Below are 14,932 nucleotides of genomic sequence, written 5' to 3' on the forward strand. Positions count from 1 at the left end.
CTTGGCATTCAGACTAGGGCACGTCGGTCGCGGGCAGGGTGATCGTGAAGGTCGAGCCCCTGCCGGGGCCCTCGCTTTCGGCGGTCACCTCGCCGCCATGCATGTCGATAATACGCTTGACGATGGAAAGCCCAAGGCCTGTCGAGCTCTCCCCCGCGGTCGGTTTTGCCGACAGACGCTGGAACCGGCCGAACAGGCGGCCGAGATCCTCGGGCGACAGGCCCGCGCCCTCGTCGCTGACGCGAACGACGGTGTCGCTGTCCTCATGCGTGACCGCGACGACGATCTTGCCGCCCATCGGTGAGTATTTGATGGCGTTGCTGATCAGATTGTCGATCGCTTCGCGGATGCGGTCGGTGTCGCACATGGTGACGATATTGGGCGGCGCCGTCACCGAGATGGTCTGCTGCTTGTTGACCGCGAGCGGCTGGTTGGCGTCCGCAACCTCCTGCACCAGGGCTGCAACGTCGACCGGCTCGCGGCGGATGGTGATGTCGAAGGCATCGGCCATCGCGTCCGAGATCAAATGATCGACCATCGTGGTCAGGCGCTTGGTGGCGTCGCGGATGTGGTCGACCTGGGCGGTGACGCCGCCTTCGGAGGCACCGGTCGAGATCAGCTCCTTCAGCATCTCGGTGCGGCCGAGGATGACGCCGAGCGGATTTTTGAGGTCATGCGCGACCGTGCCCAAAATCTCGTTCTTGAAGCCGTTGGCGCGTTGCAGGCGCAGCCATTGTGCCGAGAGGCGGCGGTTGGCCTGCATCAGCGCGCGGGTGCGCTGCGCGACGCGGTCTTCCAGTTGCGTATTGGCGTCCTGGAGCTGCTGATAGAGGATGACGTTGTCGAAGGCGATCGAGAGCCGGCTGGAAAAGATCTCGACCAGCGCGCGGTCGGTCTCGGACAAATCGCGCTCGGCCTGCAGCAGCACCACGACCTCGCGGCCGGAGCCGGTGCGCAAATAGATCACGCTGCGATGGTCGGCGAATTCGTTCTTGCGGCGCTGGAAGGCGGCTTCGACGAGCTCGCGCAGATCGGGGTCGAGCGCTTTCGAGGACGTCGTGCCGATGAAGCGACTGTAGCAGCCAGAGCCGGCCAGCACGGACAGTTCCGCGTTCGCCGTGCTGCCATTGTCGCGCAGCACCAGAATCCCGGCGCAGTCGACGTTGAGCAGCGAGGCGAGCTGGGTCAGGACGCCCTCGGCCAGCCGCTGCATCGACTTGAAGTCGTAGAGCGTCGAGGCGGCGTCGATGATGATCTCGAGCCCGCGCCGCGTCTGCACCATGCGCTCGAGCTGCTGGTAGGAGCGCAGCGCCGCGGTGAGCGAGGTGAACAGCTTGTCGGCGGTGAGCTCGGTCTTCGCCTTGTAGTCGTTGATGTCGTACTGGACGATCACGCGGCGTTCCGGCGCCTGGCCCGGCTGTCCGGTGCGCAGGATGATGCGGACGGTCTCGTTCTGGAGCTCGTTGCGGATGAACTCGACGAGCTCGAGACCCGCGACGTCGGTCTCCATGATGACGTCGAGCAGCACGGCGGCAATATCGCGATGCTCGCGCATCAGCTTGCGGCCTTCGGCGGCGGAATAGGCCGAAAGGATCTCCAGGCTCTGGCCGTTCAACACATAGTCGGACAGCGCAAAGCGGGTGCCGTCATGGACGGCCGGATCGTCGTCGATGACGGCGATTTTCCATTTCCGCGCAGTCGAATCCTCCGACGCGGCACCGGTGTCGTCGATCAGGTGGAGGACATCGTCCTGTTCGGCCATTGAGAAGTCCCGTCGATCTCTGTGCTTTCAGAGCCGCCCTTGGCGACCCGCGGCATGATAATGCGAAAAGTGGTGCCTTGTCCCAGCTTGGATTCCAGCATCATCCGCCCGCCGAGCTGCTGGGTTACCAGATTATAGACGATATGAAGACCCAGGCCCGTGCCGCCTTCATTGCGCCGGGTGGTAAAGAAAGGGTCAAAGGCCTGCCGCTGCACGTCCGGCGTCATGCCGGCGCCGTCGTCGGCGAAGATGATCTCGATGTCGTCGACCCCGCGGGGCCGCGCCGAGATCGAGATCGTGCCGGCGCGCCCGCCGGCGAAGGCGTGGTTGGCGGCGTTGAGGAAGAGGTTGGTCAGGATCTGGCCATAGGAGCCCGGATAGCCGTCGAGCAGCAGGCCCTCCGGCACGTCGACCTGGAGCGTGATCGGCGAGCGTTTCAGCACGGGCCTTAAGCTCGCGATGATCTGGTCGGTGGCTTCGCTCAGCGAGAATTGCCGCCGTTCGGCATGCGAGCGGTCGACCGCGACCTGCTTGAAGGACTGGATCAGCTCGCCGGCGCGCTGCAAATTGGCCACCAGTTGCTGCGATGCGTCGCGCGAGGACTGCACGAACTCCTCGAGCTGCGAGCGGCGCAGGCCGCCGTCACCCTTCAACTGTGCCTCGAAGATCTCGCTGCGGCGGGCGAGACTGGAGGCCACCGTCAGGCTGATGCCGATGGGGTTGTTGACCTCGTGCGCGACGCCGGCGACGAGGCCGCCGAGGGCCGCGAGCCGCTCGGCGTCGATCAAATTCTGCTGCGCGGCGTTGAGCTCGAGCAGGGCGCTCTCGGCCTTTTCCTTGGACGCCCGCAGCTCGTCCTCGGTCTGGCGCTTGGCGACCGCGTTCTCGCGGAAAACCTCCACCGCGCGCGCCATGGCGCCGACCTCGTCGCGCGCCTTGACGCCCTGCACCTCGCGGTCGAGGTCGCCCATCGTGATCGCCCGCATCGCGCTCATGATCTGCTGCAGCGGCAGCCGGATCGACAGCGCGATCAGCACGCCGACGGTGAGGATGATGCCGAGGAAGATCACTGCGATCGACAGCACGCGCCGCGAGATGTCGGCCAGCGTCCGGTCGAAGGTTTCCTGCGCCTTCTGCTCGCGCTGGCGCATCTTTGTCGATAGCTCGTCGATGGCGCCGATCGCCTCCGCCTGGCTGGCGTCGATCGTGTTGCGCAGCAAGTCGGTGCGGCTCGCAAGCTGCTCGGAAAGTTTTGCAAAGCCCTCGCGCATCGCGGTGGTGCGGGTGGAGAGCTTATGCAGCGCCATGCGCTGCAGGTCGTTGTCGGCGAGGTCGAGCATGACGGGAATCGTCTTCTCGATCGTCTCGGCATTGCGGCGGGCGTCCTCGGCGGAGGCGGAGGACAGCGACAGGTAGTACGAATTGGCAGCGACCAGCATCGCGGTGAAGGCTTCGCGCGATTTCCCGAGCGACGGCCAGATCAGCGCGTCGCGATGGCCGGTCGCGCCTTCGATGATGGAGTAGAGCCCGGCCATGTCCTTGGCCGGCCCCAGCACCTGCTCTTCATAGGTCTTGGCGATGGTGGCCTGGACGAAGCGCAGTTCGCCAAAACCGTTGAGGAAGCGCTCGGTGGTGCGCTCGAGCTCCTCGACCGAGCCGGCCAGCACCGGGTCCTTGGCGGCGCGGTTGGTCAGCGTGCCCAGCACCGCCTCGCGCAGCAGCAGGATTTCGGCGAACAGGTCCGGGCTCGGCTGGTTGATGTAGCGGTGGATCAGGTTCTGCAGGCGGCCGGTCTCGCTTTCGAGCAGTGCCAGGATCTTGTCGGACTCGCGGACCTGCCGGACGTCGTCCCAGGCCGTGCCGAGCACCTGCGCGCCGTTCCAGATCATCGCCACCAGCACGATGACGACGGCGGAGTTGAGCGCAGCGATCGACAGGATGCGCCAGCGGATCGGCACGGCCCTGAGCAGGCCGACGATGCGCGCGCGCAGCCGCCCGATCGGGCCGGGCAGCCTTTCCGTCAGCTCGCTATGTGCGGGCTCGACCAAAGCGCGTCACTCCACCTTGCGAATGCGTTCGATCAGGGCGGCAGCGTCGGGATTGCGCTGCGCCTTGCCGTAGATCCCGGCCATGGCGTCCTCGAACGGCTTGCGGTCGATGTCGCGGATCAGCGTGACGCCGGCGGCTTCCGCCTTGCGCTGCGACTGCTCCTCGAGATCGCGCCATTTCTCGCGCATGAACTGGCTGGAGCGCTGCGCCGCCTCCCTGAAGACCTTCTGGTCCTCGGCCGACAGGCTCCGCCAGGCCTTCAGCGACATCACCAGCACCTCCGGGCTCATCGTGTGCTCGGTCAGGGTGTAGTAGCCGGCATATTTGTAATGGTCTGTCGTCACGAAAGAAGGCCAGTTGTTTTCCGCGCCGTCGATCAGATGGGTCGCGAGCCCGGTGAGCACCTGCCCATAGGGCAATTCGACCGGCTCGGCGCCGAGCGAGCGGATCATCTCGCTCATCAACTCCGATTGCTGCACCCGGATCCGCAATCCCCTGAGGTCGGCGATGGTCTTCACCGGGCGGACGCCGTTGTAGATCGAGCGCGCGCCGGAATCGTAGAAGGCGAGCCCGACGAAGCCAAAGGGCTCGAAGCTGCCGAGGATCTCGGTGCCGACCGGTCCGTCCAGCACCTTCTGCATATGTTCGATGGACCGGAACAGGAACGGCATGGCGAGCACATTCATCGCCGGCACGAAATTGCCGATCAGTGCCACATTGGTCCGGTTGAGGTCGATCGCGCCGGCCCGGGTCTGCTCGATCGTCTCCTTTTCTTCGCCGAGCTGACGCGAGTGAAACACCTTGATCTGGTGGCGGCCGCCGGTCCGCTCCGCGATCAGGCTGCCCATGTAGCGCAGTGCCTGGACGGTGGGATAACCCTCGGTCTGGGTATCGGCGGCGCGGAATTCGCGCGCCAAAACACCCGTCGCGGCCAGCGAGGAGATCGCGACGCAAAGGGCGACGACAAACACTCCGGTCCGCGGTCGTTCGGCACGGCTCAACACAGGCACACTCAACCCCTCAGTGATGGAGTCTATGGCGGGAAGAAAAGGTTCAAGCCAATCTAGCAGAAGGTAAAGGGAAAACTATCCCGCCACAGGGCCCGACACGGGATTAGAGGCCGCCCCGATTGTGCGTTGCGGCTCGGACTTATTCCCAATTGAAACGAAAGAGGCCGCGCCGTAAGCAGGAACAAACGTCGCCGCTCGGGGCGACACGGAAAGACCGATGCCGAATTCACCATGGCGCCTCCTGCAAATCGCGGCCGCCGCCGCGGCATTGACCCTGGCCGCTCCGGCGCAGGCCGCGACCGACATCATGTGGTGGCACGCGATGTCCGGCGAGCTCGGCCGGCAACTGGAAAAGCTTGCCACCGACTTCAACGCCTCGCAGTCCGACTACCGGATCGTGCCGAGCTACAAGGGCAGCTACACCGAGACGGTGACGGCTGCGATCTTCGCCTTCCGGTCCCGCGGCCAGCCGGCGATCGTCCAGGTCAACGAGGTCGCGACCGCGACCATGACCGCGGCCAAGGGCGCGATCTATCCGGTGTTCGAGCTGATGCGGGACCAGAACGAGCCGTTCTCGCCATCAGCCTATCTGCCCGCGGTGTCCGGCTATTATGCGGACGCTTCCGGCAACATGCTGTCGTTTCCGTTCAACGCCTCGACGCCGATCCTGTACTACAACAAGTCCATGTTCCGCGACGCCGGTCTCGATCCGGACAAGCCGCCAAAAACCTGGCCCGAGCTCGGCACCGCGGCCAAGCGCCTGCGCGAGCGCGGGGCGCCGTGCGGCTTCACCACGTCCTGGCCGTCCTGGATACATGTCGAGAATTTTTCCGCGTACCACAACATGCCGCTGGCGACCCGGACCAACGGCTTTGCCGGCCTCGACGCCGAGCTGACCGTCAACAACCCGACAGTGGTGCGCCACATCTCGCAGCTCGCACAATGGCAGAAGGACAAGGTGTTCGACTATAGCGGCCGCGGGCAAACCGCCGAGCCGCGCTTCCAGAACGGCGAATGCGGCATCTTCATCGGCTCCTCGGCGACGCGCGCCGATATCAAGGCCAATTCGAAGTTCGACGTCGGCTACGGCATGATGCCCTATTGGCCTGACGTGCAGGGCGCGCCGCAGAACTCGATCATCGGCGGCGCCACGCTGTGGGTGCTCCGCGACCGTCCCCGCGACGAATACAAGGGCGTGGCAAAGTTCTTCGCCTATCTGTCCCAGCCGGGCGTGCAGGCCGCCTGGCACCAGAACACCGGCTATCTGCCGGTCACCCGCGCTGCCTTCGAGCTGACACGCGCGCAGGGCTTTTACGATCGCAATCCGGGCACCGCGATCTCCTTCGAGGAGATTGCGCTGCATCCGCCGACGGAGAATTCCAGAGGCTTCCGGCTCGGCTCCTTCGTGCTCATCCGCGGTTCGATCGAGGACGAGCTGGAGCAGGCCTTTGCCGGCCAGAAGCCGGCGCAGGCCGCGCTCGACGCGGCCGTGGAGCGCGGCAACAAGCTGCTGCGGCAGTTCGAGAAGGCGAGCCCCGACCGCTAGATGCTGCCGGCCTTCGCGGATTACGAGAGTTTTCGGGTCTGGCGCTCCGAACCGTCGGCGTGGCTTGCCACGGCGATCGACATCGCGCGCGGCCACGGCTGTCGGTGCAGCGCGCCGCAGACGTTCTCGACCGGCACCAATCTCGTCGTCGGGCTCGACGATCGCCTGATCCTGAAAATATTTCCGCCGCTGCTGCGCGCGCAATTCCTCTCCGAGCGCGGTTCGCTGACGCAGCTTGCCGGCCGCCTTCATTTGCCGATTCCCGAGATCGTCGCGGAAGGCGAACGTGACGGCTGGCCTTATCTCATCATCACGCGCCTTGCCGGCACGCTCGGCGCGGAGATCTGGCCCTCACTGCCGGAAGAGCAGAAGGAGCGCCTGCTGCGCCAGATCGGCGAGACCATCGCCGCCGTGCAGCGCGCGCCTCTTGGACCGCTCGCGCAGATCGAGCCGCGCTGGGGCGAGTTCATGCGCAGGCAGATGCAGGGCTGCAAGGCGCGGCACACGCGTCTTGGCCTTGCGCCAAAATTCCTCGCCGGGCTCGACGATCTCCTGCGCGACGCGGCAGAGCTCATTCCGATGGATTCGCCAGCCGTCATCCTGACCGGCGAATACATTCCTGAAAACTTTCTGCTCGCCTGCCGCAACGACGAATGGTCGGTCGCGGGCCTGTTCGATTTCGGAGACGTGCGGGCTGGATGGCGCGACTACGATCTGCTCGGCCCCAGCGCCTTCATGGCCGCGGGGCGGCCGGGGCGGATGCGCCGCTTGTTCGAGGGTTTTGGCTACGCGCCAACGGACGTGACCTTCACGCTCAAGCGTCGGCTGATGGCGTTGATGTTGCTGCACCACGCCAGCGACCCGGTGAGGCACATCTGCATCGCCGACTGGCAGGAGAAGGCGGACGACCTCGTGCAGTTGCAGGAGCTGATCTGGCCGGACTGAGCGGTTCGTCGCGGCAGTGTCGCTCTGCTCAAACCGAAAGCGCCTAGATTTTCAGCCTATTTTTCGAGCAAAACTCACCGTTTGTATGCAATTGCGCGGTGGCCGATTGCCCGCTTGTGCGCCGGGTTGCGAAATAAATTATAGTAGAATCATCGCGTTACGGTCGATTTAAGGTTCCGTTAGCCTTTGGCACGAACCTTGCGAATCCTGTTCCAACCAAAAACCTTTGCGTTGGAGCATTGCCATGAAGCGCCGCGATTTCCTGAAATCCGTGTCTGGATTGGCTGCCGGGGCGGTGCTGCCGGCTGCGCCCTCCGTGATCTCGTCGGCCAAGGCCGATGCCCGCTCCGAGACGTTGCTGATCGTCTCCGAAGGCGGCCCCAACAATCTCGACATCCATGGCGTCGGCACCAACGTGCCCGGCTATGAGGTGTCCTGGAATTGCTACGACCGCCTGATCAGCCATGAGATGAAGAGCGGCCCCGGCGGGGTGCCCTATTACGACCGCGACAAGTTCAAGGGCGAGCTCGCCGACGACATCAAGATCGACGACATGTCGGTCACCTTCAAGCTGAAGAAGAACGCGAAATTCCACGACGGCGCGCCGGTCACGGCGAAGGACGTCAAATGGTCGCTCGACCGCGCGGTCAGCGTCGGCGGCTTCCCGACCTTCCAGATGTCCGCGGGCTCGCTGACCAAGACCGAGCAGTTCGTGGTGGTCGACGACTCCACGGTGCGCGTCGACTTCCTGAAGAAGGATCGTCTCACGATTCCCGATCTCGCGGTCATCGTGCCCTGCATCGTCAACTCCGAGCTGGTGAAGAAGAATGCCAGCGAAAAGGATCCGTGGGGCCTCGAATTCACAAAACAGCAGACCGCGGGCTCCGGCGCCTACAAGGTGACGAAGTGGACCGCCGGCACCGAAGTGATCATGGAGCGCAACGAGGACTGGGTCGGCGGTCCATTGCCAAAAATCAAGCGCGTGATCTGGCGCATGGTGCCGCAGGCCGGCAACCGCCGCGCGCTGCTGGAGCGCGGCGATGCCGACATCTCCTACGAGCTGCCGTTCAAGGATTTCCAGGAGATGAAGGCGAACGGCAAGCTCAACGTCGTGTCGCTGCCGTTCTCCAACGGCATCCAGTATATCGGCATGAACGTGACCAAGCCGCCGTTCGACAATCCCAAGGTACGGCAGGCGATGGCCTATGCGATGCCGTACCAGAAGATCATGGACGCGGTGCTGTTCGGCCTCGGCAATCCCATGTTCGGCGCGGCGAAAGACAAGGCCACCGACGTGGCCTGGCCGCAGCCGACCAAATATTTCACCGACATGGAGAAGGCCAAGGCATTGCTGGCGGAAGCCGGCTACGCCAACGGCTTTGAGACAACGATCTCCTTCGACCTCAATTTTGCCGGCGTCAACGAGCCGCTCTGCGTGCTGGTGCAGGAGAGCCTCGCGCAACTCGGCATCAAGACCACCATCAACAAGGTGCCCGGCGCCAACTGGCGCACCGAGCTGAACAAGAAGGAGATGCCGCTGTTCACCAACGTGTTCTCGGGCTGGCTCGATTACCCCGAATACTTCTTCTACTGGTGCTATCACGGCAACAATTCCGTCTTCAACACCATGAGCTACAAGTCGGCCGAGATGGACAAGTTCATCGACGGCGCGCGCACGGCCGCCGCCACCGGCGACAAGGCGGCCTATGAGGCCGACGTGAAGGGCTTTGTCGATCTCGCCTTCGCGGACGTGCCGCGCATTCCGCTGTATCAGCCCTTCGTCAACGTCGCGATGCAGAAGAACGTCACCGGCTACCAATACTGGTTCCACCGCCGCCTCGACTACCGCGCGATGGCAAAGGGGTGAGGGGGCTTGCTGATGGTCTACGACACATCGGCATCGGCACTGGGCTCCCTCTCCCGCTTGCGGGAGAGGGTTGGGGAGAGGGTGTCTCCGCGTCGGGATAGCGAGGGATTGTGGAGGATGTCCCTGCGTGGCGAGAGCCCTCACCCGCCGCGCTCTGCGAGCGCGTCGGCCTCTCCCGCAAGCGGGAGAGGCGAAACAAGCCCACAGACCATCCTCGTGAAATCCATATGCGATTGCATGGGAGGAGGGAACGCAGCGGAACGAGAGCCGCGAGCGTTGCGAAGGAGTCCCATCCCATGCTCACCATGATCGGCAAGCGCCTGATGTTCGCGATCCCGTCGCTGATCGGGGTCGTCATTGTCACCTTCCTGCTGACGCGCGCGCTGCCCGGTGATCCCGCGGCCTATTTCGCCGGGCCCGCCGCGACCAAGGAGGCAGTCGAGCAGATCCGGAAAAAACTCGGCCTCGACAAGCCGCTGATCGAGCAGTTCTTCCGCTACACCAACGATCTCGCGCATGGTGATTTCGGCAACTCGCTCACGACGGGACAGCCGGTCGCGACCGAGATCCGCAACCGCCTGCCGGCCTCCGCCGAGCTGACGCTGCTCGGCCTCATCGTTTCGATCGTCATCGCCATCCCGCTCGGCGTGCTGGCCGCGACGCGGCCGGCATCGTGGATCGACCATCTCTGTCGCATCACTACGACGGCGGGCGTCTCGCTGCCGGTATTCTTCACGGGTTTGGTGCTGGTCTACGTCTTCTATTTCCGGCTCGGCTGGTCGCCGGCGCCGCTCGGGCGGCTCGACGTGTTCTACAGCGCGCCGCCGACGGTGACCGGCTTCTATCTCATCGACACGCTGATCGCGCGCGATTTCGAGGCGTGGCGCTCGGCGTTCAGTCAACTCATCCTGCCCGCGACCACGCTTGCGATCTTTTCGCTGGCACCGATCGCGCGCATGACGCGCGCCTCAATGCTCGCGGTGCTCGCCTCCGAATTCGTCCGTACCGCGCGCGCCAGCGGCCTGTCGCCGGCGACCGTGATCGTCACCTATGCCTTCCGCAACGCCATGCTGCCGGTCATCACCACGCTCAGCATGGTGTTCTCGTTCCTGCTCGGGGCCAACGTGCTGGTGGAAAAAGTGTTCGCCTGGCCCGGCATCGGCTCCTACGCGGTGGAGGCGCTGATCTCCTCGGACTTCGCGCCGGTGCAGGGTTTCGTGCTGACCATGGCGGTCATGTACGTGCTGCTCAATCTGATCATCGACATTCTCTATGGCGTGATCGATCCGCGCGTGCGGTTGGAAGGGTAGGGGTGGGACTATGAGCTCTGTTGCGCCTGCTGTTGAACCCGTCGGGCCCGCGCGCACTTCGGGACTCGTCGCGATCCTCGAACAAACCCGCTATGTGCTCGGTGAGAACAAGGTCACCGGCTTTGCCTTCGGCCTGCTGCTGATCATCGTCTTCGCAGCGCTGTTCGGCCCCTATGTCGTGCCCTACGATCCGTTGACCTCGGACACCGCGGCCGCGCTAAAACCGCCATCGGCCGCACACTGGTTCGGCACCGATCAACTGGGCCGCGACATTTTCAGCCGCGTCATCGTCGCCACCCGGCTCGACTTCTTCATCGCCATCGCCTCGGTCGTGCTGGTGTTCTTGATGGGCGGGCTCGCCGGCATCGCGGCCGGCTATTTTGGCGGCTGGACCGACCGCATCGTCGGCCGCATCGCCGACACCATCATGGCCTTTCCGCTGTTCGTGCTGGCGATGGGCATCGTCGCCGCGCTCGGCAACACCGTGCAGAACATCATCCTCGCCACGGCAATCGTGAATTTTCCGCTCTACGCCCGCGTCGCGCGTGCGGAGGCCAATGTCCGCCGCAACGCCGGCTTCGTGCAGGCGGCGCGGCTCTCGGGCAATGGCGAGTTCCGCATCCTGCTCGTGCACATCCTGCCGAACATCATGCCGATCATGATCGTGCAGATGTCGCTGACCATGGGTTACGCCATCCTCAACGCCGCCGGCCTCTCCTTCATCGGCCTCGGCGTCCGCCCGCCGACGGCGGAGTGGGGCATCATGGTCGCGGAAGGAGCGGGCTTCATGGTGTCAGGCGAATGGTGGATTGCGCTGTTCCCCGGCCTTGCACTGATGATCGCCGTGTTCTGCTTCAATCTCCTCGGCGACGGCCTGCGCGACATCGTCGACCCGCAGCGGAGGACGTGATGACCGCCCAGCCGCTGCTCGACGTCAAGGATCTCACCGTCGAATTCACCACCCGCCGCGGCATCGTCAAGGCGGTGCAGCACGTCGACATCTCCGTCGCCAAGGGCGAGACGCTCGCGATCGTCGGCGAGTCCGGTTCCGGCAAGTCGGTGACGTCCTATGCCGTGATGCGCATCCTCGACCGCGCCGGCAAGATCGCCGAGGGCTCGGTGATGTTCTCCGGCATCGACGTCAAGGCCGCGACCGAAGACCAGATGCGCGATTTGCGCGGCCGCGAAGTCTCGATGATCTTTCAGAACCCGCGCGCCGCGCTGAACCCGATCCGGAAAGTGGGCGACCAGATCGAGGACGTGCTGCGCACCCACGTGCAGCAGGCGCAGGTCGCCGATCGCGGCGAGAAGGCGATCGAGGCGCTGGAGCAGGTTAAGATCGCCCGCCCGCGCGAGCGCTACCACGCCTATCCCTTCGAACTGTCCGGTGGCATGTGCCAGCGCGTCGTCATCGCGCTGGCGCTCGCCTGCAATCCGCAGCTTCTGATCGCGGACGAGCCGACAACGGGATTGGACGTCACCACGCAGAAGGCGGTGATGGACCTGATCGTCGAACTGACAAAACGCCGCGCGATGTCGACGATCTTGATCACGCACGACCTCGGCCTTGCCGCCGCCTATTGCGACCGCGTCGTGGTGATGGAGAAGGGCAGGGTCGTCGAGACCGCCAAGGCCGCCGATATCTTCGCCAACCCGCAGCACCCCTACACAAAGAAGCTGATGCGCGCGACGCCGCGGCTCGGCGTGTCCTTGCGCGATCTGTTGCCGGAAGAAGAGGCGGGTATGGCCGCTTCCTTCGCCTCTCCCCGCTTGCGGGGAGAGGCCGACACGCTCGGCAGCGCACTTGCGCGCCAGAGCGTGGCGGGTGAGGGGGAGCCTCCACGAGTCGAGCTTGCGGAGGCAGCCCCTCACCCCACGAAGAGCGGGGAGAGGGAGACGGGCAGCGCAAGTGGGGAGAGGGAGAAGCCGCTTCTCCTCATCGACAAGCTGGTCAAGGAATATCCCCGCCAGGGCGCGACCGCCCTGCTCGGAAAGCTGTTCGGCCGCAAGCCGCCGGTCGAGCCGGACGTGTTCCGCGCGGTCGACGGCATCAGCTTCTCGATCGGCCATGGCGAGAGCGTTGGCCTGGTCGGTGAGTCCGGCTGCGGCAAATCGACCACGTCGATGATGGTGATGCGCCTGCTGGATCAGACCTCGGGCCGCATTCAGTTCGACGGCGAGGAGATCGGCAGCATCATGCCGAACGCATTCGCCAGGCTGCCGCTGCGCAGCCGGATCCAGATGGTGTTCCAGGACCCGACCGACAGCCTCAACCCGCGCTTCACCGCGGCCCGCGCCATCGCCGACCCGATCATGCAACTCGGCGACATCAAGGGGCGCGACGCGTTGCGGGCCCGCTGCGAGGAACTCGCTGCTATGGTCGGGCTGCCCCTCAACCTGCTCGATCGCTTCCCGCACCAATTGTCAGGCGGCCAGAAGGCTCGCGTCGGTATTGCGCGCGCCATCGCGCTGCACCCAAAACTCGTCATCCTGGATGAGCCGACCGCCGCGCTCGACGTCTCGGTCCAGGCCGTGGTGCTGAACCTGCTCCAGGACCTGAAGCAGCGGCTCGGTATGAGCTATCTGTTTGTCTCGCATGATTTGAATGTGGTGCGCTTGCTGTGCGATCGTGTCATTGTGATGCGGACGGGGCGAATCGTGGAGGAAGGCTCTTCCGAAAGGGTCCTCAGCGATCCGCAGGACGACTACACCAAGGAGCTGTTGACGGCGATTCCGCATCCGCCGTTGCCGGCGCACTAGAGCATGATCCGGAAAAGCGTGTAGCGGTTTTCCGACAAGATCATGCTCAAACGAGAATCGAAGCCGCGATTGCAAGAAGAGCGCAATAGAGAGAGTGATGGCCGAACCGCTGGATGACTATATCGACGCTGTCGCGAAAGCGCTCGCGCTGCCGGTCGAGGAGGCCTGGCGCCCCGCCATTCGTGCCAACCTCGAAGTGTCGCTAAGGCTCGCCCGCCTCGTCGACGAATTCGCGCTGCCGGATGAGACCGAGCCGGCGCCCGTGTTCACCGCTTGATGCTGCCATGACGAGGAGGCCAGAATTGACAGCCGCTGATATCGCCAAGGCAGTCGCCGCCGGCAAGATGTCGGCGCTCGATGCCATCGAAGCAGCACTCGCGCGCATCAAGGCGCACGACACTGTCCTCAATTCCTTCACCGACGTCACCGCCGATCGCGCCCGCGCCAAGGCGCGCGCTATCGATGCCGACATCGCCGCCGGCAAGAAAGTCGGCCCGCTCGCCGGCGTGCCCTTTGCGGTGAAGAACCTCTTTGATGTCGCGGGCCTGCCGACGCGGGCCGGCTCGAAGATCAATCGCGACCTGCCGCCTGCTGCGCGCGACGCCACGCTGATCGAGCGAATGGAAGCGGCCGGCGCCGTGCTGGTCGGCGCGCTCAACATGGGCGAATACGCCTACGACTTCACCGGCGAGAACGTCCATGACGGTCCCTCGCGCAATCCGCACGACACGACGCGGATGAGCGGCGGCTCCTCCGGCGGGTCCGGCAGCGCCGTCGGCGGCGCGCTGGTGCCGATCGCGCTGGGTTCCGACACCAACGGCTCGATCCGCGTGCCGTCCTCGTTCTGCGGCATCTTCGGCCTCAAGCCGACCTATGGCCGGCTGTCGCGCGCGCGCTCGTTCCCGTTCGTCGCAAGCTTTGATCACCTCGGCCCCTTCGCGCGCTCGGTCGCCGATCTCGCGCTCGCCTATGACGCGATGCAGGGGCCGGACGCGGACGATGCCGCCTGCACCACCACACGTGGTCTGGAGCCGACGACGCCGCTGCTCGCCAATCCGGTTTCGGACCTGCGCATCGCCATTGCCGGTGGGTACTTCCAGAAGAACGTGTTTCCGGAAGCCGTCGAAGCCGTCAGCCGCGTGGCCAAGGCGCTCGATGCAACGCGCGTCGTGGAAATCCCCGAAGCCGCGCGCGCCCGTGCCGCGGCCTATGTCATCTCCACGACCGAAGGTGCCTCGCTGCATCTCGATCGCCTGCGCAAGCGCCCGAATGATTTCGATCCGGCGGTGCGTGACCGGCTGATCGCGGGTGCCATGGTGCCGGCGCCGATGGTCGACCGCGCGCAAAAATTCCGCCGCTGGTATCGCACGCAAGTCGCCGAACTTTTCAAGTCGGTCGACGTGTTGATCGCACCCGCAACGCCCTGCATCGCGCCAAAACTCGGCCAGGTCACCTTCAAGCTCGACGGCGTCGAATTGCCGGTGCGCGCCAATATCGGCATCCACACCCAGCCGATCTCCTTCATCGGCCTGCCCGTGGTCGCCGTGCCGGTGCCGCTCGAGCCGATGCCGATCGGCGTGCAGATCATCGCCGCGCCCTGGGGCGAGGACATCGCGCTCCGCGTGGCCGCCGCGCTCGAGCGCATGGGCGTCGCCGTCGCGCCCGCACCGAGAGGATTTTGAG

11 protein-coding genes are annotated in these 14,932 nt (G+C 64.9%); 8 read left to right on the forward strand and 3 right to left on the reverse strand.

Annotated elements, in window-relative coordinates; translation table 11 throughout:
- Positions 1 to 13 precede the first annotated feature (13 nt).
- Genes JQ632_RS09190 through JQ632_RS09200 form a run of 3 tightly spaced genes read right to left on the reverse strand, consistent with a single transcriptional unit; the run spans position 14 to position 4,821 of the window.
- Positions 14 to 1,762, reverse strand: coding sequence for a DUF3369 domain-containing protein (locus JQ632_RS09190; RefSeq protein ID WP_212401978.1), 1,749 nt, complete (start codon positions 1,760 to 1,762; stop codon positions 14 to 16).
- A complete protein-coding gene (locus JQ632_RS09195; RefSeq protein WP_212402092.1) occupies positions 1,732 to 3,762 on the reverse strand; it encodes an ATP-binding protein in 2,031 nt (676 codons plus the stop codon). The genes JQ632_RS09190 and JQ632_RS09195 overlap by 31 nt, the downstream gene beginning before the upstream one ends.
- 54 nt (positions 3,763 to 3,816) lie before the next feature.
- Positions 3,817 to 4,821, reverse strand: coding sequence for a TRAP transporter substrate-binding protein (locus tag JQ632_RS09200; protein ID WP_212401979.1), 1,005 nt, complete (start codon positions 4,819 to 4,821; stop codon positions 3,817 to 3,819).
- A gap of 217 nt (positions 4,822 to 5,038) precedes the next feature.
- Between JQ632_RS09200 and ugpB the strand changes: the two genes are divergently transcribed.
- From ugpB to JQ632_RS09240, 8 genes are all read left to right on the forward strand, one after another.
- Positions 5,039 to 6,367, forward strand: coding sequence for a sn-glycerol-3-phosphate ABC transporter substrate-binding protein UgpB (ugpB, locus tag JQ632_RS09205; protein ID WP_212401980.1), 1,329 nt, complete (start codon positions 5,039 to 5,041; stop codon positions 6,365 to 6,367).
- Positions 6,368 to 7,312, forward strand: coding sequence for a phosphotransferase (locus tag JQ632_RS09210; protein WP_212401981.1), 945 nt, complete (start codon positions 6,368 to 6,370; stop codon positions 7,310 to 7,312).
- 244 nt (positions 7,313 to 7,556) lie between these two features.
- Positions 7,557 to 9,179, forward strand: coding sequence for an ABC transporter substrate-binding protein (locus JQ632_RS09215; RefSeq protein ID WP_212401982.1), 1,623 nt, complete (start codon positions 7,557 to 7,559; stop codon positions 9,177 to 9,179).
- A 296-nt stretch (positions 9,180 to 9,475) separates the two neighbouring features.
- A complete protein-coding gene (locus JQ632_RS09220; RefSeq protein WP_212401983.1) occupies positions 9,476 to 10,489 on the forward strand; it encodes an ABC transporter permease in 1,014 nt (337 codons plus the stop codon).
- A 10-nt stretch (positions 10,490 to 10,499) separates the two neighbouring features.
- Positions 10,500 to 11,399, forward strand: a complete 900-nt coding sequence (locus JQ632_RS09225) for an ABC transporter permease (RefSeq protein ID WP_212401984.1) — start codon at positions 10,500 to 10,502, stop codon at positions 11,397 to 11,399.
- Positions 11,399 to 13,249, forward strand: a complete 1,851-nt coding sequence (locus JQ632_RS09230) for an ABC transporter ATP-binding protein (protein ID WP_212401985.1) — start codon at positions 11,399 to 11,401, stop codon at positions 13,247 to 13,249. Before JQ632_RS09225 ends, JQ632_RS09230 begins: the two co-directional genes overlap by 1 nt.
- Positions 13,250 to 13,346: 97 nt before the next feature.
- Positions 13,347 to 13,526, forward strand: a complete 180-nt coding sequence (locus tag JQ632_RS09235; RefSeq protein WP_212401986.1) for a DUF4089 domain-containing protein — start codon at positions 13,347 to 13,349, stop codon at positions 13,524 to 13,526.
- A gap of 7 nt (positions 13,527 to 13,533) precedes the next feature.
- Entirely contained in the window at positions 13,534 to 14,931 is a 1,398-nt protein-coding gene (locus JQ632_RS09240; protein ID WP_212401987.1) for an AtzE family amidohydrolase, read from the forward strand.
- Position 14,932 lies beyond the last annotated feature (1 nt).

Origin of the sequence: Bradyrhizobium liaoningense (assembly GCF_018130955.1) — a bacterium.
Taxonomy (GTDB): domain Bacteria; phylum Pseudomonadota; class Alphaproteobacteria; order Rhizobiales; family Xanthobacteraceae; genus Bradyrhizobium; species Bradyrhizobium liaoningense_C.

Excerpts from the sequence above, each read along its gene's own strand:
- JQ632_RS09190 (WP_212401978.1), bottom strand. The coding sequence starts at position 1,762 with ATGGCCGAACAGGACGATGTCCTCCACCTGATCGACGACACCGGTGCC.
- ugpB (WP_212401980.1), top strand. The coding sequence starts at position 5,039 with ATGCCGAATTCACCATGGCGCCTCCTGCAAATCGCGGCCGCCGCCGCG.
- JQ632_RS09210 (WP_212401981.1), top strand. The coding sequence starts at position 6,368 with ATGCTGCCGGCCTTCGCGGATTACGAGAGTTTTCGGGTCTGGCGCTCC.
- JQ632_RS09215 (WP_212401982.1), top strand. The coding sequence starts at position 7,557 with ATGAAGCGCCGCGATTTCCTGAAATCCGTGTCTGGATTGGCTGCCGGG.
- JQ632_RS09220 (WP_212401983.1), top strand. The coding sequence starts at position 9,476 with ATGCTCACCATGATCGGCAAGCGCCTGATGTTCGCGATCCCGTCGCTG.
- JQ632_RS09225 (WP_212401984.1), top strand. The coding sequence starts at position 10,500 with ATGAGCTCTGTTGCGCCTGCTGTTGAACCCGTCGGGCCCGCGCGCACT.
- JQ632_RS09230 (WP_212401985.1), top strand. The coding sequence starts at position 11,399 with ATGACCGCCCAGCCGCTGCTCGACGTCAAGGATCTCACCGTCGAATTC.
- JQ632_RS09235 (WP_212401986.1), top strand. The coding sequence starts at position 13,347 with ATGGCCGAACCGCTGGATGACTATATCGACGCTGTCGCGAAAGCGCTC.
- JQ632_RS09240 (WP_212401987.1), top strand. The coding sequence starts at position 13,534 with ATGACGAGGAGGCCAGAATTGACAGCCGCTGATATCGCCAAGGCAGTC.